Origin of the sequence: Plantactinospora sp. B6F1 (assembly GCF_040120695.1) — a bacterium.
Lineage (GTDB): Bacteria > Actinomycetota > Actinomycetes > Mycobacteriales > Micromonosporaceae > Plantactinospora.
In genome coordinates this window covers 1-18,692 of the sequence record NZ_JBEEAC010000010.1, presented here as the reverse complement: position 1 = coordinate 18,692, position 18,692 = coordinate 1, and the positions used below count along the sequence as shown (strand labels likewise).

Genomic DNA, 18,692 nt, shown 5'->3' with positions numbered 1-18,692 from the left:
CCTGGGACAGCCGGCCGGGAAAGCGCGACGCCCCGCCCGTCCTGCGACGGGCGGGGCGTCCACGTGTTGCGTCAGCGGTACGACCCGAAGTCGAAGTCGTCCAGCGGCACCGCCTGGCCGCTGGCCGGCCCGAACCCGTAGTCGGTCTCCGGGTAACCGGTCATCGAGTAGACCTTGGCCTTCGCCTCCTCGGTCGGCTCGACCCGGATGTTGCGGTACTTGCTGATGCCGGTACCGGCCGGGATGAGCTTACCGATGATGACGTTCTCCTTGAGACCGATCAGCGAGTCGCTCCGGGCGTGGATCGCCGCGTCCGTGAGCACCCGGGTGGTCTCCTGGAAGGACGCCGCCGACAGCCACGAGTCGGTGGCCAACGAGGCCTTGGTGATACCCATCAGCACCGGCCGACCCGCCGCGGGCTCGCCGCCCTCGGAGACGAGCCGGCGGTTCTCCGACTCGAACAGTGCCCGGTCGACCAGCACACCCGGCAGGAACTCGGTCGCGCCGGAGTCGATCACCGTCACCCGCTTGAGCATCTGGCGAATGATGATCTCGATGTGCTTGTCGTGGATGAGCACACCCTGCGACCGGTAGACCTCCTGGACCTCCTGGGTCAGGTGGACCTGGACCGCCCGCGGGCCGAGGATCCGCAGCAGTTCGTGCGGGTCGATGGTGCCCTTGGTCAGCTTCTGGCCGACGTCGACGTGATCACCGTCGTGTGCCTGGAGCGGCACCCGCTTGGAGATCTTGTCGTACACGATCTCGTCGCTGCCGTCGTCCGGCACCACGATGATCTTGCGCGACCGCTCGCCGTCCTCGATCCGGATCCGGCCCGGGGTGTCGGCGATCGGCGCCTTGCCCTTCGGGATCCGGGCCTCGAAGATCTCCTGGACCCGGGGCAGACCCTGGGTGATGTCCTCACCGGCCACGCCACCGGTGTGGAAGGTACGCATCGTGAGCTGCGTGCCCGGCTCACCGATCGACTGGGCGGCGATGATCCCGACCGCCTCGCCGACGTCCACGGTCTTGCCCGTCGGCAGCGAGCGGCCGTAGCACGCCCCGCAGACGCCGAGCTTGGACTCGCAGGTGAGCACGCTGCGGACCCGCACGGTGTCCACCCCGGCCGCCACGATCCTGTCGACCAGGATCGTGTTGATGTCCGCGCCCCGCTCGGCGACCAGGTTGCCGTCGGCGCCCTTGATGTCGTCGGCCAGGGTACGGGCGTGCACGCTGGTCTCCACGTGCTCGTGTGCCACCAGCCGGCCGTCGAGCTGGGTCGCGATCTGCATCGGGATGGCGCGGTCGGTGCCGCAGTCCTCCTCGCGGATGATCACGTCCTGCGAGACGTCCACCAGACGACGGGTCAGGTAACCCGAGTCGGCGGTACGCAGCGCCGTGTCGGCGAGACCCTTCCGGGCACCGTGCGTGGAGATGAAGTACTCCAGCACGGAGAGACCCTCCCGGTAGCTGGCCTTGATCGGCCGCGGGATGATCTCACCCTTCGGGTTGGCCACCAGACCACGGATCGCCGCGATCTGACGGAGCTGGAGCAGGTTACCGCGAGCACCCGAGTTGATCATCTTCCACAGCGGGTTCTCCTGCGGCAGCGCCGTCTCCATCTCCTTGGCGACCTCGTTGGTCGCCTTGGTCCAGATCTCGATGAGTTCGCCGCGACGCTCCTCGGCGGTCATCAGACCCCGCTGGTACTGCTTGTCGATCCGCTCGGCTTCCTTCTCGTACCGCTCCAGGATGTCCCGCTTGCGCGGCGGCGCGATGACGTCCTCCATGCCGATCGTCACGCCGGACCAGGTTGCCCAGTGGAAACCGGCCTCCTTGAGCCCGTCGAGCGTCGCGGCCAGAGCCACCTTCGGGAACCGCTCGGCGAGATCGTTGACGATCGCGGAGAGCTGCCCCTTGCGGATCTCGTAGTTGACGAACCGGTAGCCCGGCGGCAGGGTCTCGTTGAACAGCACCCGCCCCAGCGTGGTCTCGACCGTCACCGGCTCACCCGGGACCCAGCCCTCCGGCGCGGTCCACGGCGACGTACCGGGGCCGTTGTCGACCTCGACCACGCCGCGCAGCCGGATCTTCACCGGCGCCTGCAGGTGCAGCTCACCGTTGTCGAAGGCCATCCGCGCCTCGGCGTCCGAGCTGAACACCCGGCCCTCGCCGGCCTCGCCCGAGGTGAGGTGGGTCAGGTGGTAGAGACCGATGACCATGTCCTGGGTGGGCATGGTGACCGGCTTGCCGTCCGCCGGCTTGAGGATGTTGTTCGAGGAGAGCATCAGGATCCGTGCCTCGGCCTGCGCCTCGGCGGAGAGCGGTACGTGCACCGCCATCTGGTCGCCGTCGAAGTCCGCGTTGAACGCGGTGCAGACCAGCGGGTGGATCTGGATCGCCTTGCCCTCGACCAACTGCGGCTCGAACGCCTGGATGCCCAGCCGGTGCAGGGTCGGCGCCCGGTTCAGCAGTACCGGGTGCTCGCCGATGACCTCCTCCAGCACGTCCCAGACGACCGGCCGCTGCCGCTCGACCATCCGCTTCGCGGACTTGATGTTCTGCGCGTGGTTGAGGTCGACCAGCCGCTTCATCACGAACGGCTTGAACAGCTCGATCGCCATGCCCTTGGGCAGACCGCACTGGTGCAGCTTGAGCTGCGGACCGACCACGATCACGGAACGACCGGAGTAGTCGACCCGCTTGCCCAGCAGGTTCTGCCGGAACCGGCCCTGCTTGCCCTTGAGCATGTCCGACAGCGACTTCAGCGGCCGGTTGCCCGGGCCGGTGACCGGCCGTCCACGCCGGCCGTTGTCGAACAGCGCGTCCACGGCCTCCTGGAGCATCCGCTTCTCGTTGTTGACGATGATCTCGGGCGCGCCGAGGTCGATCAGTCGCTTGAGCCGGTTGTTCCGGTTGATCACGCGGCGGTACAGGTCGTTCAGGTCCGAGGTCGCGAACCGGCCACCGTCGAGCTGCACCATCGGGCGCAGGTCCGGCGGAATCACCGGTACGCAGTCCAGCACCATGCCGAGCGGCGAGTTGCGGGTGTTCAGGAACGCCGCCACGACCTTGAGCCGCTTGAGCGCCCGGATCTTCCGCTGGCCCTTACCGCTGCGGATGATCTCGCGGAGGTTCTCCGCCTCGGCGTCCAGGTCCATGTTCTGGACCAGTGCCTTGATCGCCTCGGCGCCCATCCCACCGGTGAAGTACTCGCCGAACCGGTCCCGCAGCTCGCGGTAGAGCAGCTCGTCGGTGACCAACTGCTTCGGCTCCAGCTTGCGGAAGGTGTCCAGCACCTCGTCGAGGCGGTCGATCTCGCGCTGCGCCCGGTCGCGGATCTGGCGCATCTCGCGCTCTCCGCCCTCCTTGACCTTGCGCCGTACGTCGGCCTTGGCACCCTCGGCCTCCAACTCGGCCAGGTCGGCCTCGAGCTTGGCGGCCCGCTTCTCGATCTCCGAGTCGCGGCTGTTCTCGGCCTGCCGCTTCTCGGCCAGGATCTCGTTCTCCACCGTGGCGAGGTCACGGTGCCGCGCCTCCGCGTCGACGCTGGTCACCACGTACGACGCGAAGTAGATGATTTTTTCGAGGTCCTTCGGGGCCAGGTCGAGCAGATAGCCCAGCCGGCTCGGCACACCCTTGAAGTACCAGATGTGCGTCACCGACGCGGCCAGCTCGATGTGCCCCATCCGCTCCCGGCGCACCTTGGAACGGGTCACCTCGACGCCGCAGCGCTCGCAGATGATGCCCTTGAACCGCACCCGCTTGTACTTACCGCAGTAGCACTCCCAGTCCCGCTGCGGACCGAAGATCTTCTCGCAGAAGAGCCCGTCCTTTTCCGGCTTCAGGGTGCGGTAGTTGATCGTTTCAGGCTTCTTGACCTCGCCGTGCGACCACTGACGGATGTCGTCGGCGGTGGCCAGGCCAATCCGCAACTCGTCGAAGAAGTTGACGTCGAGCACGTTATATGTCCCTCGTGTCGTGTCGTTTCACTGCTAGCTCACCGGGGCTGGGGGTTCGGGGCGGCGTAACCCGGTCAGGGATCAAGCCTGACCTCGCGAGTTCCGGCGCACCCGCTTTGCATCGCGCCCCGGAACCCGCGCCGGAGCGGGTCGCGCCGCCCCGAACCCACCACGCACCTCACACCTCTTCGACCGAGCTCGGCTCACGCCGGGACAGGTCGATGCCGAGTTCCTCCGCGGCCCGGAAGACCTCGTCGTCGGTCTCGCGCATCTCCAGAGCCACACCGTCGCTGGAGAGCACCTCCACGTTGAGGCACAGCGACTGCAGCTCCTTGAGCAGCACCTTGAAGGACTCCGGGATGCCCGGTTCGGGAATGTTCTCGCCCTTGACGATCGCCTCGTACACCTTGACCCGGCCGAGGACGTCGTCCGACTTGATCGTCAGCAGCTCCTGCAGGGCGTACGCGGCGCCGTACGCCTGCATCGCCCAGCACTCCATCTCGCCGAACCGCTGGCCACCGAACTGCGCCTTACCACCCAGCGGCTGCTGCGTGATCATCGAGTACGGGCCGGTCGACCGAGCGTGGATCTTGTCGTCGACCAGGTGGTTCAGCTTGAGGATGTAGATGTAGCCGACCGCGATCGGGTCGGGCAGCGGCTCGCCGGAACGTCCGTCGAAGAGCCGTGCCTTGCCGCTCGCGCCGATCAGCTGCTCGCCGTCCCGGTTGGGCAGGGTCGACGAGAGCAGACCGGAGATCTCCGCCTCCGTGGCGCCGTCGAAGACCGGCGTCGCCACGTTGGTGTCCGGCTCGGAGGAGTCCGCGTCGATCGCACGCAGCGCCCGCTTCCAGTCGGCGTCGTCGCCCTGGACCTGCCAGCCGGTCTTGGCGACCCACCCGAGGTGGGTCTCCAGCACCTGGCCGATGTTCATCCGGCTCGGCACGCCGAGCGGGTTGAGCACGATGTCGACCGGGGTGCCGTCCTCGAGGAAGGGCATGTCCTCTATGGGCAGGATCTTCGAGATGACGCCCTTGTTGCCGTGCCGGCCGGCGAGCTTGTCACCGTCCTGGATCTTCCGCTTCTGTGCCACGTAGACCCGGACCAGCTCGTTCACACCCGGCGGCAGCTCGTCGCCGTCCTCCCGGCTGAAGGTGCGTACCCCGATGACCGTGCCGGTCTCGCCGTGCGGCACCTTCAGCGAGGTGTCCCGGACCTCACGCGCCTTCTCGCCGAAGATCGCCCGGAGCAGCCGCTCCTCCGGGGTCAGCTCGGTCTCACCCTTGGGGGTGACCTTGCCGACCAGGATGTCCCCGGTGACGACCTCGGCGCCGATCCGGATGATGCCGCGCTCGTCGAGGTCGGCGAGCATCTCCTCGCTGACGTTCGGGATGTCCCGGGTGATCTCCTCCGGACCGAGCTTGGTGTCCCGGGCGTCGACCTCGTGCTCCTCGATGTGGATCGAGGTGAGGGAGTCCTGCTGGACGAGGCGCTGCGACAGGATGATCGCGTCCTCGTAGTTGTGGCCCTCCCACGGCATGAAGGCGACCAGCAGGTTGCGACCGAGGGCCATCTCACCGTCGTCGGTGCACGGACCGTCCGCGATGACCTGGCCCGCCTCCACCCGGTCGCCCTCGAAGACGATCGGCTTCTGGTTGACACAGGAGCCCGCGTTCGAGCGGCGGAACTTGTGCAGCAGGTAGGTACGCCGGTGGCCGTCGTCCTGGTGCACCGTCACGTAGTCGGCACACAGGTCCTCGACCACGCCGCCGACCTCGGCGACGACCACGTCGCCGGCGTCGACCGCGGCCCGGTATTCCATGCCGGTGCCGACCAGCGGCGCCTCGGCCTTGACCAGCGGCACCGCCTGGCGCTGCATGTTCGCGCCCATCAGCGCCCGGTTGGCGTCGTCGTGCTCGAGGAACGGGATCATGGCGGTGGCGACCGACACCATCTGGCGCGGCGACACGTCCATGTAGTCGACGGCGGTGGGCGCGACGAAGTCGACCTCACCACCCTTCCGGCGGACCAGGACCCGGTCCTCGGCGAAGGTGCCGTCCGCGCGCAGCGCGGTGTTGGCCTGCGCCTTGACGAACCGGTCCTCCTCGTCGGCGGTCAGGTAGTCGATCTGGTCGGTGACCCGGCCCTCGACCACCTTGCGGTACGGCGTCTCGATGAAGCCGAACGGGTTGACCCGGCCGAAGGTCGACAGGGCACCGATCAGGCCGATGTTCGGGCCTTCCGGCGTCTCGATCGGGCACATCCGGCCGTAGTGCGACGGGTGCACGTCCCGAACCTCGAAGCCGGCCCGCTCCCGGGACAGACCACCCGGGCCGAGCGCGCTCAGCCGACGCCGGTGGGTGAGCCCCGCCAGCGGGTTGGTCTGGTCCATGAACTGGGACAGCTGCGACGTACCAAAGAACTCCTTGATCGCCGCCACCACCGGACGGATGTTGATCAGGGTCTGCGGGGTGATCGCCTCGACGTCCTGGGTGGTCATCCGCTCCCGGACCACCCGCTCCATCCGGGAGAGGCCGACCCGAACCTGGTTCTGGATCAGCTCGCCCACGGTACGGAGCCGGCGGTTGCCGAAGTGGTCGATGTCGTCGGCCTCGTAGCCCTCCTCACCGGCGTGCAGCCGGCAGAGGTACTCCACGGTGGCGACGATGTCGTCCTCGGTCAGCGTGCCGGTGTTGATCGGCACGTCGAGCTCGAGCTTCTTGTTGAACTTGTATCGGCCGACCTTGGCGACGTCGTACCGCTTCGGGTTGAAGAAGAGGTTGTCGAGCAGGGTCTGGGCGTTCTCCCGCGTCGGGGGCTCGCCCGGCCGGAGCTTGCGGTAGATGTCGAGCAGCGCCTCGTCCACCCCGGCGATGTGGTCCTTCTCCAGGGTGGTCATCATCAGCTCGGACCAGCCGAACCGCTCACGGATCTGCTCGTTGGTCCAGCCGATCGCCTTGAGCAGGACGGTGACGGCCTGCCGGCGCTTACGGTCGATGCGGACACCCACGGTGTCGCGCTTGTCGATGTCGAACTCCAGCCAGGCACCCCGGCTCGGGATGACCTTGACGCTGGAGAGATCGCGGTCGGAGGTCTTGTCCGGCTGCTTGTCGAAGTAGACGCCCGGGGACCGGACGAGCTGGCTGACCACCACGCGCTCGGTGCCGTTGATGATGAAGGTGCCCTTCGGCGTCATCATCGGGAAGTCACCCATGAACACCGTCTGGCTCTTGATCTCGCCGGTGGTGTTGTTGGTAAACTCCGCGGTCACGAAGAGCGGGGCGCAGTAGGTCAGGTCCTTCTCCTTGCACTCCTCGATCGAGGCCTTGACCTCGTCGAAGCGGGGCGCGGAGAAGGAGAGCGACATAGTGCCGGAGAAGTCCTCAATGGGACTGATCTCGTCGAGGATCTCGGCGAGACCCGATCGAGCGTGCGGGTCGTCGGCCGACCGGCCCTGCCAAGCCTCGTTGCCGACCAGCCAGTCAAACGACTCGTTCTGGATGGCGAGGAGGTTGGGGACCTCGAGGTGTTCGGTAATCCTGCCGAAGGAGATTCGGCGGGGCGCGAAAGCGCTCGACGTACGACTGGTCTTCGCAGGGCGGGAAGCTGCCAAGATGCGTCCTTCCGAGGACCGGTGCTGCTAGATGCGGCTGTCACGCGTGCACTCCAATGGCCCCACTCCAAACGCCCAAAACTGGACATTCCGAGCAGGGGTCAAGTCGGAAGGCAGCGCAAACTAGCAGTGTAGCCGAGCGGCTAACCGCTGTCCAGCCCACCACGGCAGGGCGTTGCAGAACGTGTCGCCAACCGTCGGTCGGCGCGCGCCGAGCGCGCTCACACGTCCCGCACGCATCCCGCTAGGCCTCGTAGTGACCGGCGGCTCGTGGTGCTGCCGTTGGCCCTTACCCAGGTGTCGGCCGTCGCAAGCGCGGAAGGTCTTGCTGATGTCAGCGTGCCTGCCGGTTCGTGTCGCGTCAAGGGCTGATGCCCGGGTCGGGCGACGTCTTTGCCCGCGTCGCCACCCGAGCCTGACCGCCCGGACGGGCCGGCGACAGCCGTCCGAGGCGCCAAAGCCCTGATCATCCACGGTCGCAGCCAGTCAGCGGACGGAGACGGGCGGCGATCCGGCGCCGGATCGCCGCCCGTCGGCGACACTTCTGTGCGTCAGGTCACTCGGCCGACGCGGGCCGCCGCGGTGCCCGTACCTCCGCTGCACCCCGCTCGGCGGAGCGGAGAGTGGGGGTACGGGCCCCTCGGCGACGTACTGCGGAAACTACTTGAGGGTGACCTTCGCGCCCTCGGCCTCCAGCTTGGCCTTGGCCTTCTCGGCGGCCTCCTTGTTGGCCTTCTCCAGGACCGGCTTCGGCGCGGCCTCGACGAGGTCCTTGGCCTCCTTCAGACCCAGGCCGGTCAGCTCGCGCACGACCTTGATGACCTGGATCTTCTTGCCGCCGTCCGCCTCCAGGATGACGTCGAACTCGTCCTGCTCCGGCTCGGCCTCGGCAGCCGGGGCCGCCGGGCCACCGGTGGCGACGGCCACCGGCGCGGCGGCGGTCACGTCGAAGGTGGTCTCGAACTGCTTCACGAACTCCGAGAGCTCGATCAGCGTCATCTCCTTGAACGCGTCGAGCAGCTCTTCGGTGCTGAGCTTCGCCATGGTGTCTGGCGTCCTTTCCTAATCTCTTACACGAATATCGGGGTACCGGAGGGCTGGCCGCTCAGGCCTGCCCCTCCTTCTCACGCTTGTCCTGCAGGGCAGCCGCCAGGCGGGCGGTCTGCGCCAGCGGCGCCTGGAACAGGGCAGCGGCCTTGCTCAGGCTGCCCTTCATCGCGCCGGCCATCTTGGCCAGCAGCACCTCACGGGACTCGAGGTCGGCGAGCTTGTTGACCTCGTCCGCGGTGATCGCCCGGCCCTCGAAGACGCCACCCTTGATGACGAGCTTCGGGTTGGCCTTCGCGAAGTCCCGCAGACCCTTCGCCGCCTCGACCACGTCGCCGGAGACGAAGGTCAGCGCGGTAGGACCGGTGAACAGCTCGTCGAGGCCGGCAATGCCAGCATCCGTCGCGGCACGCTTGGCCAGCGTGTTCTTCGCCACCTCGTAGGTCGTGTCCCGACCCAGCGAGCGGCGCAGCTGGGTCAGCTGGGAAACCGTCAGCCCGCGGTACTCGGTCAGCACGGTGGCTCCCGAGTTGCGGAAGTATTCGGTGAGCTCGGCGACGGCGGTGGCCTTGTCGGCCCGAACCGGCTTGTCCGCCATGTCCCTCCTCTCTCGTTGCTCCAGGCTGGCCACGGCCCGACCGGCCGTCCGGGCGCGGTCGGAGCCCGGGTGCGCTCGGAGGTTCCGCCACAACGAGAAAGCCCCGGCGCAGGGCGCACGGGGCGGGGAAGGTCATGTGGACACGACCTGGCACGCTACCGTCTCTCCCTGCGCGGGCCGCCCGTCGAGCGGGACCTTCGACCGTGCCGGGGCACGGTGACCAGCGGTCTCTGGGTAAAACGTCGGCCAAGCTAGCCTGACCGGCTTATCAGAGTACGGGATGCCGGCCGTGACGACCAAATCACCCGAGGTGGTCCGGCTCACGTCCGCCCCGCGCGCCGATCACGTCCGGCGACGGCGCAGCAGGGCGTAACCGGCAAGTGCCGTCGCGCTCCAGAACAGGGCGTGCCCGGTCAACAGCAGCACCGAACCACCGGTCGGTCCGGCGGTGCTGGCCCGGGCGACGGCGAGTACCGGAGGGGCGACCCACGGCAGCAGGGAGTCCTTCAGTCCGAACACGTACACCCCGACCACCCCGCCGACCAGGGCGGCCAGTCCGTACAGCGGGCTGCTGGCGGCCGCCCGGCTGGCCAGCGCGCCCAGGGCGACGGCCGCCGGCAGGACCAGCAGGTGTGCCCACAGCCCGATCGTCAGGCCGAGTGCGAGCGGCAGGTCGCCGTCGCGTTCCGGCCCGGTCACCCCGCCTACCAGCCAGGGCAGCAGCAGCGCGACCGGAATCAGGGCCAGCCCGGCCAGCCCGGCGGCGAGTACTCCGCCGGCCAGTTCCGCGCGGCGTCCGGCGGCGACCACCGCAAGCCGGCGCTGGGTGTCCGGCTCGGTGTCCAGCAGGAGCTTCGTCTGCCAGGCCAGGACCGGGAAGAGCACCACGGCGGAGACACCGTACGCCTCGGCGGCCTGTGCGGCACCGCCCCCGTACAGCACGGTGAGCGCGACCAGCCCGGCGATCAGCGGTGGCAGCGCTCGGGCGGTCCGGACGAAGCCCGCCAGTCGCATCCGGGCCAGCGCGGTCATGCCGCCCCACCTTCCAGGGCCTCCGTGGCAGCCGGTGGATCCGCCGACCGCCCGTCGCCCCCGTCGGGCTCGCCGGCCGGCGTGGCCGCACCGTCGGCAGCGGCTGGCGGTTCGGCGGGGCGTCGTACCCCGAGCACCCGGTGGCCGGCGCGGCGCAGCGCGGCGACCGTCTCCAACGCCCGGGCGGTCGAGACCGCGATCTCCACCACCAGGGTTCCTGCCCCCGCGACGGTCTGGTCGGTGGCGACCGGAGTCCCGGCGGAGGCACTGCCGGCGGAGGTGTCGTCGACCCGCTGTTCGGCGGCGGCCGGGGGCTGTACGGTCACGGTCCCGTCGGCCACGCTCCACCGCACGGCGTCCGGCAGCCGTACCGTCTCGCCACGGTGGTCGCTGACCAGCACCGCGCCGCCGTCGGCGAGCACCTCCCCGATGAGTTCGGGGACCAGCTCCCGGGTGGCCGCGTCCAACCCCTCCCACGGTTCGTCCAGGACGAGCAGACCGGGCGGGCAGAGCAGGGCCTGGGCCAGCCCCACCTTCTGGGCAGTGCCCTTGGAGAGCGCCGGCAGCCGGACCTCGCGGTACGGGGCCAGTCCGAGGCGCTCGATCCAGCCGGTCGCGGTACGGGCCGCCGCCGCGCCGGAGAGTCCTCGGACCCGGCCCATCCCGGTCAGGTACTGGACGACCGTGTACGGCTGGTCCGCCGGGAACCGCTCCGGCACCCAGCCGACCGTCCGGGGCCGATCCCGGACCACGCCCCGGGTCGGATCCAGTACGCCGACCGCCGCCTGGAGCAGCGTCGACTTGCCCGCACCGTTGCGGCCGAGCACCACGGCGCTCTGCCCGGGGGCTATCTCCGCCTCGACCGCGCGCAGCACCCACGGAGCGCGGACGCCGTACCGCAGCCAGACCTGTTCCAGTCGCACGGGTTGCAGAGTGCCACAGCGTCGCCCGGCCCGTGGGACCCGTGGCGCCCCGGTGGATGGGGCGGCAAACGACCGAAGCCCGTCATGCACCCGGAACGCAGACGCGGGGCGCCCGCGAAACTTCGCTGGGCGCCCCGCGTCGGACGGGACCGACCGGTTCGGTCGAGGCTCAGGCCTCGGCCGACTCCCGCAGGTTCTTCACCACGTTCGGGTCGACCGGAACGCCCGGGCCCATGGTGGTGGTGAGGGTGATCTTCCGCAGGTACTTGCCCTTGGCCGCGGACGGCTTGGAGCGGAGCACCTCGTCGAGCACCGCGGCGTAGTTGTCGACCAACTGGGTCTCGGAGAACGACGCCTTGCCGATGATCAGGTGCAGGTTGGAGTGCTTGTCCACCCGGAAAGTGATCTTGCCACCCTTGATGTCCGAGACGGCCTTGGTGACGTCCATGGTCACCGTGCCGGTCTTCGGGTTCGGCATGAGACCGCGCGGGCCCAGGATCCGCGCGATCCGACCGATCTTGGCCATCTGGTCGGGCGTGGCGATCGCCGCGTCGAAGTCCAGCCAACCCTCCTGGATCCGGGCGACCAGCTCGTCGGTGCCGACCACGTCCGCCCCGGCGGCGGTCGCCTCGTCGGCCTTGGCGCCGGCCGCGAAGACGATCACGCGGGCGGTCTTGCCGGTGCCGTGCGGCAGGTTGACCGTGCCCCGGACCATCTGGTCGGCCTTACGGGGGTCGACGCCGAGGCGCATCGCGACCTCGACCGTGGCGTCGAACTTGACGGTGCTGCTCCCCTTGGCCAGGCGTACGGCCTCGACCGGGGTGTAGAGCTTGTCCCGGTCGATGGCCTCGGCGGCCTTGCGGTAGCTCTTGCTGCGCTGCATATCTAATTACTCCTGTGGTGTCTGGCGGGCCGCGGGCGTGCCGCCGCCCTCCCACGAACTGATCGTGCCGGTAGGGGTGGGGAGGAGGACTATTCCTTGACCGTGATGCCCATCGACCGGGCGGTGCCGGCGATGATCTTCTCGGCGTGCTCGACGTCGTTGGCGTTCAGGTCGGCCATCTTCTTCTCGGCGATCTCGCGCAACTGGGCGCGGCTGATCGAGCCGACCTTCTGGCTGTGCGGGACGCCGGAGCCCTTCTGCACGCCGGCAGCCTTTATCAGCAGTCGGGCGGCCGGCGGGGTCTTCAGCACGAAGGTGAAGGTCCGGTCCTCGTACACGCTGATCTCGGCCGGCACGATGTCGCCGCGCTGCGACTCGGTCTGCGAGTTGTAGGACTTGCAGAACTCCATGATGTTGACGCCGTGCTGGCCCAGCGCCGGGCCGACCGGCGGCGCCGGGGTGGCCTGGCCCGCCGGGAGCTGAAGCGTGAACGTCTTGACGAGCTTCTTCTTCGGAGGCATGTCTCTTCCTGGGCTTGAAACGTGAGGAACTGCACCTGACGTCGTCCGTCGGCGCGCACGGTCAAGCGCGCCTGCGTCGCGGGCGACGTTCAAGAGTAACGCAGCACCGGCTGGGCGACGCGCCGAGGTCGGCCCGGGCCGGGAGCCCCGGGCGCCCGTCGATCAGATCTTGGCGACCTGGTTGAAGTTAAGCTCGACCGGAGTCTCCCGACCGAAGATCGACACCAGGACCTTGAGCTTCTGCTGGTCGGCGTTGATCTCGCTGATCGTGGCCGGCAGCGACGCGAAGGCGCCGTCGGTCACCGTGACCGAGTCGCCGACCTCGAAGTCGAGCACCTTGACTTCCGGCTTCGCCTTCTTGGTCTCGGTCTCCACCGCCGGGGCGAGCCACTTGAGCACCTCGTCGAGCGAGAGCGGTGCCGGCCGGTCGGCCCGGTCGGTCGCGCCGACGAAGCCGGTCACCCCGGGGGTGTTGCGCACACAGGAGTACGACTCCGGGGTCAGCTCCATCCGGACCAGGATGTAGCCCGGGAAGACCTTGTTCTGGACCTGGAGGCGCTTGCCGTTCTTGACCTCGACCTCTTCCCGGGTCGGCACCTCGACCTGGTAGATGAACTCCTCCATGTCGAGGCTGGTGATCCGGGTCTCCAGGTTCGTCTTGACCTTGTTCTCGTAACCGGCGTACGAGTGGACCACAAACCAGTCACCGGGCGCGTAGCGGAGCTTCTGGCGCAGCTCGGCGACCGGGTCGTACTCCTCGTCCGCTGCCTCGCCAGCGGCGAACTCCGATTCGTTGGCGGCCTCGACCGACTCGGTACCGCTCGCCGTCGCCACCGCGGACTGCTCGTCCGGGGTCTCGGCGGTCTCGTCGTACTCAGGCACGCTCGCTCACTTCCGTCACTATCAGGTGGGGCAGGTGGTCAACTGGAGCCGCCGAAGACCCACAGCACGCCGCGGGCGAAGGCGTAGTCCAGCCCGGCCACGATCGACAGCACCACGGCGACGAACACGACCACCACGGCGGTGTAGGTCAGCAGTTCCTTACGGGTCGGCCAGATGACCTTACGCAGCTCCGCCACGACCTCGCGGAAGAACCGGGCAAGCCGGCCGAATATTCCGACCCGACCCTCTGGCTTGGTCTTGGGCCTGCTGTCCGCCGAGTCGGCCTTGGTGCGCTCGCGAATGGCGGTGCCACCACGCCCGACCGGCTCGTCCGCCTCGTCGTCGGCGTCATCGTCGACAACGTCGTCGATCATCTCGTCGTCGAGACGGTCGTTGTCGTCCTCGTCGCGCCGATTCTTCTCGGCCACTTCGCCCTCCGTCGCCGGGTGGTTGGTACGCACGCCGGTGGGCGCGCGCTGCGCTTTTCACGCCGGCCGGAATCCGGAGTCCCGTCGCGGGCGCCGACCGCCCTCGACCGAACCTCCGGACGACCGTCCCCGGAACGGCCCGCGGCCGGCGGTTCCGTCGGGGAGCGGACCGGGCGGACGAACCGCCTCGGCTCGACCCCGCCGATGCCACCAACACGAGCCGGTCGCCACCGTGGTGGCGACGCCGATCCCGGGACCGGTCAGGCCGTAGGCGCAGGGGTGACAGGACTTGAACCTGCAGCCTGCGGTTTTGGAGACCGCTGCTCTGCCAATTGAGCTACACCCCTGTGGGGGTAGCTGGACCCACTCAGGTACGCACGCCTGAGTAGAGGCCACTTGCCCCACGGCGGACCAGTGTACGGGTAGAGGCACGAGTTTCCCAACCGGTGTGTCCAGCGAGCCCCGTCGAGCTTCTCCGCCACGGAGCTAGGCCGGGGTGCGGATCACCGCCCGCGCCTGGGCCAGCACCTTCTCCCCCTGGCAGGTGGCGGTCAGGTCGAGCCGGGTGAGTCCGTCCTCGGGCTCGCCCCGGACCGTGGCGCTCACCTCGATCTCGGCGCCCTCGTCGTCGTCCGGCACCACGACCGGCCGGGTGAACCGGACGTTGTACTCCACCACCGCGTCCGGTGAGCCGGCCCAGTCGGTGACGGCCCGCCCGACCAGCGCCATGGTGAGCATGCCGTGCGCGATCACCCCGGGCAGCCCGACCTTGCCGGCGAACCGGTCGCTCCAGTGGATGGGGTTGAAATCCCCCGAGGCGCCGGCGTATCGGACCAGGTCCGCGCGGGTGATCCGGAAGGTACGAGGTGAAAGATCCATCTCAGCCCTCTCCGCGTACGACGAGCTTGGTCCAGACGGTGACCACCGGCTCCCCGGCGGTCGTGCTCACCTCGGTGCGGGTGGTCATGTAGCCGTGCCCTCCCCGGTTGACGATCTCCTCGATCGTGTTGACGCAGACCAGCTCGTCGCCGGCCACCACCGGTCGGGTGTACCGGAACCGCTGGTCACCGTGGACCACCCGGCTGTAGTCGACACCGAGTTCCGGATCCTCGACGATCTGCCGGTTGGCCGCCATCGTGATCGTGAACGGATAGGTCGGCGGGGCCACCACGTCGGCGTGCCCGAGCGCCCGGGCCGCGTCCGGATCGTGGTACGCCGGATCGGCGGCGCCGATCGCCGTGGCGAACTCTCGGATCTTCTCGCGGCCCACCTGGTAGGGCGGAGTCGGCGGATAGCTGCGGCCGACGAAGGACGGGTCCAGGGACATGCCGCCGAACCTACACGGCCGGGGCGAGCCGTCGGGGACGCCGCCCGGCGGCCGGAACAGAGCTAGCGGGAGGCCGGAGCGGGGCGGGGCGCGGAGATGCAGAAATCGCCGCCCGGGCCTCGGCGGGAGCGGGCTCGGAGGGCGCGCTCGCCAGGGCCGGAACGGCGATCCTGGGGTGCCTGGTGGGCCGACCGACGTCGGCCGCGGTCAGCGGGTCTCGCGGTGAACGGTGTGCCGGCCGTCCCGGGGGCAGAACTTCTTCAGCTCGATGCGGTCCGGGTCGTTGCGGCGGTTCTTACGCGTGATGTAGTTGCGCTCCTTGCACTCCACACACGCCAAAGTGATCTTGGGACGGACATCGGTCGCCTTGGCCACGGCGGGGCGCCTTCCTGGTTAGCGGACTGAACTACGACGTACCAGCGTAGACGCCTGCCACGCGGACACGCAAAGTGGGCGCCAACGGCGCCCTCGTTTCGGTCTCCGGGGTGGCCCGGCGCCCGAGAGTAGCGGTGGCCGGACTTGAACCGGCGACACAGCGATTATGAGCCGCTTGCTCTGCCATCTGAGCTACACCGCCGTGGCGGGTCCAGCTGAACCCTCTGAGCCCCCTTACGGAATCGAACCGTAGACCTTCTCCTTACCATGGAGACGCTCTGCCGACTGAGCTAAGGGGGCGCGCACGCGATCTTTCCCGGTGGCGCGCAGAGGTAAGAGTACACGTCGCCGGGCACGAGGTGAAATCAGATCCCCGGCGACCATACCGGGGCATCGGTCCCGGGTCGGCGGTGCGGCTCAGGGCACCGCCCGCAGCCGCCGTACGTCGGATGGGCCGGACTGGGCGTCGGACTCCGTCTGGGCGGCGAACCACGCCTCCAGGCGCTCGTACGGCAGCGGACGGCTGAACAGGAAGCCCTGCCCGATCTGGCACCCGATGTCCTGGAGCAGCTCCAGGGTGAGTTCGCTCTCCACCCCCTCGGCCACCACCGCCAGGCCGAACTGCTGGGAGAGCGTCACCACCGCGTTCACGATCGCCAGGTCCACCGGATCGGTCGCCATCCCCTGCACGAACGAGCGGTCGACCTTGACCTCGTTGACCGGCAGCCGGCGCAGGTAGGAGAGCGAGGAGTGGCCGGTGCCGAAGTCGTCGACGGCGAGGCGTACCCCGATGTCGCGCAGCCGGCGCAGCCCCGGCACCGCGCGTTCGGTGCCGTCCAGTACGCCGGCCTCCTTGATCTCCAGCGTGAGCAGCTCCGGGGCGACGCCGTACTCCGCGAGCATCCCCTGCACCAGGGTCGGGAACTGCTGGTCGGCGAGCGTACGCGGCGAGATGTTCACCGAGACGGCGAGGCTGTCGCCGCCGCTGGTCCAGTCGCGGCTGCGCCGCAGCGCCTCGCCGAGCACCATCCTGGTCAGCTCGGGCAGCTGGCCGGTGTGCTCGGCCACCGCCACGAAGTCCTCCGGGGCCACCGTTCCGTGCGCCGGGTGCACCCACCGGGCCAGGCACTCCACCCCGACCAGCCGTCGGTCGGTCAGCGCGACCTTTGGCTGGTAGTAGACCTCCACCTCGGCGTGGTCGAGCGCGCGGCGCAGGTCGCCGGCGAGGCCGAGCCGGCGCGACGACCGGGACTCCAGCCCGGGGCTGAACAGCTGGATCCCGTCCGGGGCCGACTTTGCCCTGGTCACCGCGAGATCGGCGCGCTGGAGCAGGGTCGCCGGGTCGTCCCCGTGGTCCGGATGCACCGCGACCCCGACCACGGTGTCGATGTCGAGGACCAGCACGTCGAAGACCATCCGGTCGCGGATCTGATCGCGCAGCTCGGCGGCGAGGTCGAGTGCGGCGTCGCTGCTCTCCATCCGCAGCGTCACCACGAACTCGTCGCTGCCGACCCGGCCGACCAGGGCGGCGGCGGGGGCCAGCGCGCGCAGCCGGGTGGCGACCTCGACCAGGACCCGGTCACCGGCCGCGTGCCCGACGGACTCGTTCACGTGGCGCAGGCCGGCAACGTCGAAGAGCAGTACCGCGACGACCTCGTTCGGGGCGCGGACCCGGACCGCCTCCTCCAGTGCGCCGCGCACCCGCCGCCGGTTGGGCAGGTTGGTCAGCGCGTCGTGGTACGCGTCGTGCCGCAACCGGTCCACCAGCCGGGAGTTCTCCAGCGCGACCGCCGCGTGCGCCGCGATCGTCTCGAAGACCGGCAGGTCGGCCTCGGTGAAGTGGCCGGTGTCACCGAGCCGGTTCACCACCTCCAGGGAACCGATGACCGCCTGACCGGATCGCAGCGGGGTGACGATCACCTCCTTGAGGCCCGCACCGCGCAACGCCTCCCGGATCTCCCGGTCGTCGCCCACCCGAGCGCCGGCGGCCACCGTACGCCCTTCCTCGCATGCCCGCTGGCGGGCGATGACCGGGGTCCGGGAGATGTCGAGCAGCCCGCGTTCCTCGACCCGCGCGGTCAGCAGTACCTCCGGATGCCGGCCCTGCGCCGGCAGCCAGAGGGTGGCGGTTTCGGCCTGCATGATCGCCCGGACCCGGCCGAGCAGCGAGTCGGCCAGCGTGCCGTCCTGCCCGCGCTCGCTCATCGCCTTGGTCAGCTCGTACACGTCGGCCAGCGTCCGGTGCTGCCGGAAGAACTGCGAGTAGGACCGGTACAGCACCGCCAGAGCGCTGGCGAGCGCCACCAGCAGCAGGGCGGACCACCCGGTGGTACGGAGGCAGAGCATGATGACCAGGCCCACGGCGACGTTGATCGCCGCGGTGATCAGGCCCGGTCCGGAGGAGCGGACCATCTCCCAGCCGGCCGAGGCGTCATGGATCACTGCGATCAACGCCGCCACGGCGACCAGGGTCATCAGGGTGTGACTGCCGACGGCGGCGGCCAGGATGGCCCAGGTCCCCGGCCCGAACCCGCGCATGTCCGGCAGGGCGAGGACGACCAGGCTGGCCAGCGAACTCGCCGCCGCGGCCTTGGCGACGTTGAACCAGAGCTTCGGTTGGGCGAACCGGCGGCGGAGTTGGGCGATCAGCGAGCCCAGGGTGAAGACCAGTACGACGGTCAGCGGCGGCAGCACGAAGAGCGCGAAGAGCAGCGGAATCTCGGTGATGGTGAAGGGAATCGTCTGGCGCCGGATGACGATGTAGAACATCGGCATCTCGGAGGCGAGGACCAGGGCGAGGACCAGGGCGGCCAGTGCCCACTCGCCAACGGATTCCCTGACCAGCACGGCAAGCGCCCACTCGCCGGTGCGTTCCCTGTCGAGGACGCCGAGCGCGACCGTCATGACGACGGCGAAGATCCCGAGCGGGCCGGTGACGAGCCAGGCATGCTCGGGGGACCGACGCGTCGCGGAAGAGCCCCTAGTACGGCAGCCGCCAATTGCTAGTTGACCAGGGCGTAGTCCCGGTTCAGCCGTGCACGTTGGTGGAACCAGCGTGCACGGGCCTGGTGACGGCGGCGCCAGTTGAGCCAGTGTGTGTCGTGGCC

At 69.3% G+C, this 18,692-nt stretch carries 14 protein-coding genes and 3 tRNA genes; all 17 read right to left on the bottom strand.

The annotated features are described in order from the left end of the window. Window positions 1-71: 71 nt before the first annotated feature. Entirely contained in the window at window positions 72-3,959 is a 3,888-nt protein-coding gene (locus ABNF97_RS15310; RefSeq protein WP_130461952.1) for a DNA-directed RNA polymerase subunit beta', read from the bottom strand. A 178-nt stretch (window positions 3,960-4,137) separates the two neighbouring features. After that, on the bottom strand, window positions 4,138-7,569 hold the full coding sequence (rpoB, locus tag ABNF97_RS15305) for a DNA-directed RNA polymerase subunit beta (RefSeq protein ID WP_130461951.1): 3,432 nt from the start codon (window positions 7,567-7,569) through the stop codon (window positions 4,138-4,140). Window positions 7,570-8,229: 660 nt separating this feature from the next. Further along, on the bottom strand, window positions 8,230-8,613 hold the full coding sequence (gene rplL / locus ABNF97_RS15300) for a 50S ribosomal protein L7/L12 (protein ID WP_130461950.1): 384 nt from the start codon (window positions 8,611-8,613) through the stop codon (window positions 8,230-8,232). A gap of 61 nt (window positions 8,614-8,674) precedes the next feature. Further along, window positions 8,675-9,214, bottom strand: coding sequence for a 50S ribosomal protein L10 (gene rplJ / locus ABNF97_RS15295; RefSeq protein ID WP_349338944.1), 540 nt, complete (start codon window positions 9,212-9,214; stop codon window positions 8,675-8,677). A 342-nt stretch (window positions 9,215-9,556) separates the two neighbouring features. Continuing rightward, window positions 9,557-10,246: a hypothetical protein gene (locus ABNF97_RS15290; RefSeq protein ID WP_130461948.1), complete on the bottom strand. Its 690-nt coding sequence runs from the start codon at window positions 10,244-10,246 to the stop codon at window positions 9,557-9,559. Beyond that, entirely contained in the window at window positions 10,243-11,169 is a 927-nt protein-coding gene (locus tag ABNF97_RS15285) for an ATP-binding cassette domain-containing protein (RefSeq protein WP_349338943.1), read from the bottom strand. The genes ABNF97_RS15290 and ABNF97_RS15285 overlap by 4 nt, the downstream gene beginning before the upstream one ends. A 169-nt stretch (window positions 11,170-11,338) precedes the next feature. Continuing rightward, window positions 11,339-12,052: a 50S ribosomal protein L1 gene (gene rplA, locus ABNF97_RS15280; RefSeq protein ID WP_130461946.1), complete on the bottom strand. Its 714-nt coding sequence runs from the start codon at window positions 12,050-12,052 to the stop codon at window positions 11,339-11,341. An 89-nt stretch (window positions 12,053-12,141) separates the two neighbouring features. Next, entirely contained in the window at window positions 12,142-12,573 is a 432-nt protein-coding gene (rplK, locus tag ABNF97_RS15275; RefSeq protein WP_130461945.1) for a 50S ribosomal protein L11, read from the bottom strand. A 162-nt stretch (window positions 12,574-12,735) separates the two neighbouring features. Then, window positions 12,736-13,455 (bottom strand): transcription termination/antitermination protein NusG, encoded by a 720-nt coding sequence (gene nusG, locus ABNF97_RS15270; protein ID WP_130461944.1) that lies wholly within the window; start codon window positions 13,453-13,455, stop codon window positions 12,736-12,738. 38 nt (window positions 13,456-13,493) lie between these two features. Beyond that, the gene (gene secE / locus ABNF97_RS15265) at window positions 13,494-13,883 is read right to left on the bottom strand and encodes a preprotein translocase subunit SecE (protein ID WP_130461943.1); all 390 of its coding nucleotides are present in this window, start codon (window positions 13,881-13,883) and stop codon (window positions 13,494-13,496) included. A 274-nt stretch (window positions 13,884-14,157) separates the two neighbouring features. Further along, window positions 14,158-14,230: transfer RNA gene (locus tag ABNF97_RS15260), tRNA-Trp, on the bottom strand. A gap of 139 nt (window positions 14,231-14,369) precedes the next feature. Continuing rightward, on the bottom strand, window positions 14,370-14,762 hold the full coding sequence (locus ABNF97_RS15255; protein ID WP_130461942.1) for a MaoC/PaaZ C-terminal domain-containing protein: 393 nt from the start codon (window positions 14,760-14,762) through the stop codon (window positions 14,370-14,372). A 1-nt stretch (window position 14,763) separates the two neighbouring features. Next, window positions 14,764-15,210, bottom strand: a complete 447-nt coding sequence (locus tag ABNF97_RS15250) for an FAS1-like dehydratase domain-containing protein (RefSeq protein WP_349338942.1) — start codon at window positions 15,208-15,210, stop codon at window positions 14,764-14,766. 207 nt (window positions 15,211-15,417) lie between these two features. Beyond that, the gene (gene rpmG, locus ABNF97_RS15245; RefSeq protein ID WP_007073056.1) at window positions 15,418-15,585 is read right to left on the bottom strand and encodes a 50S ribosomal protein L33; all 168 of its coding nucleotides are present in this window, start codon (window positions 15,583-15,585) and stop codon (window positions 15,418-15,420) included. Between the two features lie 129 nt (window positions 15,586-15,714). Continuing rightward, window positions 15,715-15,787, bottom strand: a tRNA-Met gene (locus ABNF97_RS15240). A 25-nt stretch (window positions 15,788-15,812) separates the two neighbouring features. Then, window positions 15,813-15,885, bottom strand: a tRNA-Thr gene (locus ABNF97_RS15235). Window positions 15,886-16,002: 117 nt separating this feature from the next. After that, window positions 16,003-18,489: a putative bifunctional diguanylate cyclase/phosphodiesterase gene (locus ABNF97_RS15230; RefSeq protein WP_349338941.1), complete on the bottom strand. Its 2,487-nt coding sequence runs from the start codon at window positions 18,487-18,489 to the stop codon at window positions 16,003-16,005. Window positions 18,490-18,692 lie beyond the last annotated feature (203 nt).

What these genes read in the sequence shown, in the direction of transcription:
- rplL (WP_130461950.1), bottom strand. Translation starts at nt 8,613, where the DNA reads ATGGCGAAGCTCAGCACCGAAGAGCTGCTCGACGCGTTCAAGGAGATG.
- rplJ (WP_349338944.1), bottom strand. Translation starts at nt 9,214, where the DNA reads ATGGCGGACAAGCCGGTTCGGGCCGACAAGGCCACCGCCGTCGCCGAG.
- ABNF97_RS15290 (WP_130461948.1), bottom strand. Translation starts at nt 10,246, where the DNA reads ATGACCGCGCTGGCCCGGATGCGACTGGCGGGCTTCGTCCGGACCGCC.
- rplA (WP_130461946.1), bottom strand. Translation starts at nt 12,052, where the DNA reads ATGCAGCGCAGCAAGAGCTACCGCAAGGCCGCCGAGGCCATCGACCGG.
- rplK (WP_130461945.1), bottom strand. Translation starts at nt 12,573, where the DNA reads ATGCCTCCGAAGAAGAAGCTCGTCAAGACGTTCACGCTTCAGCTCCCG.
- ABNF97_RS15255 (WP_130461942.1), bottom strand. Translation starts at nt 14,762, where the DNA reads ATGGATCTTTCACCTCGTACCTTCCGGATCACCCGCGCGGACCTGGTC.
- ABNF97_RS15250 (WP_349338942.1), bottom strand. Translation starts at nt 15,210, where the DNA reads ATGTCCCTGGACCCGTCCTTCGTCGGCCGCAGCTATCCGCCGACTCCG.
- ABNF97_RS15230 (WP_349338941.1), bottom strand. Translation starts at nt 18,489, where the DNA reads ATGACGGTCGCGCTCGGCGTCCTCGACAGGGAACGCACCGGCGAGTGG.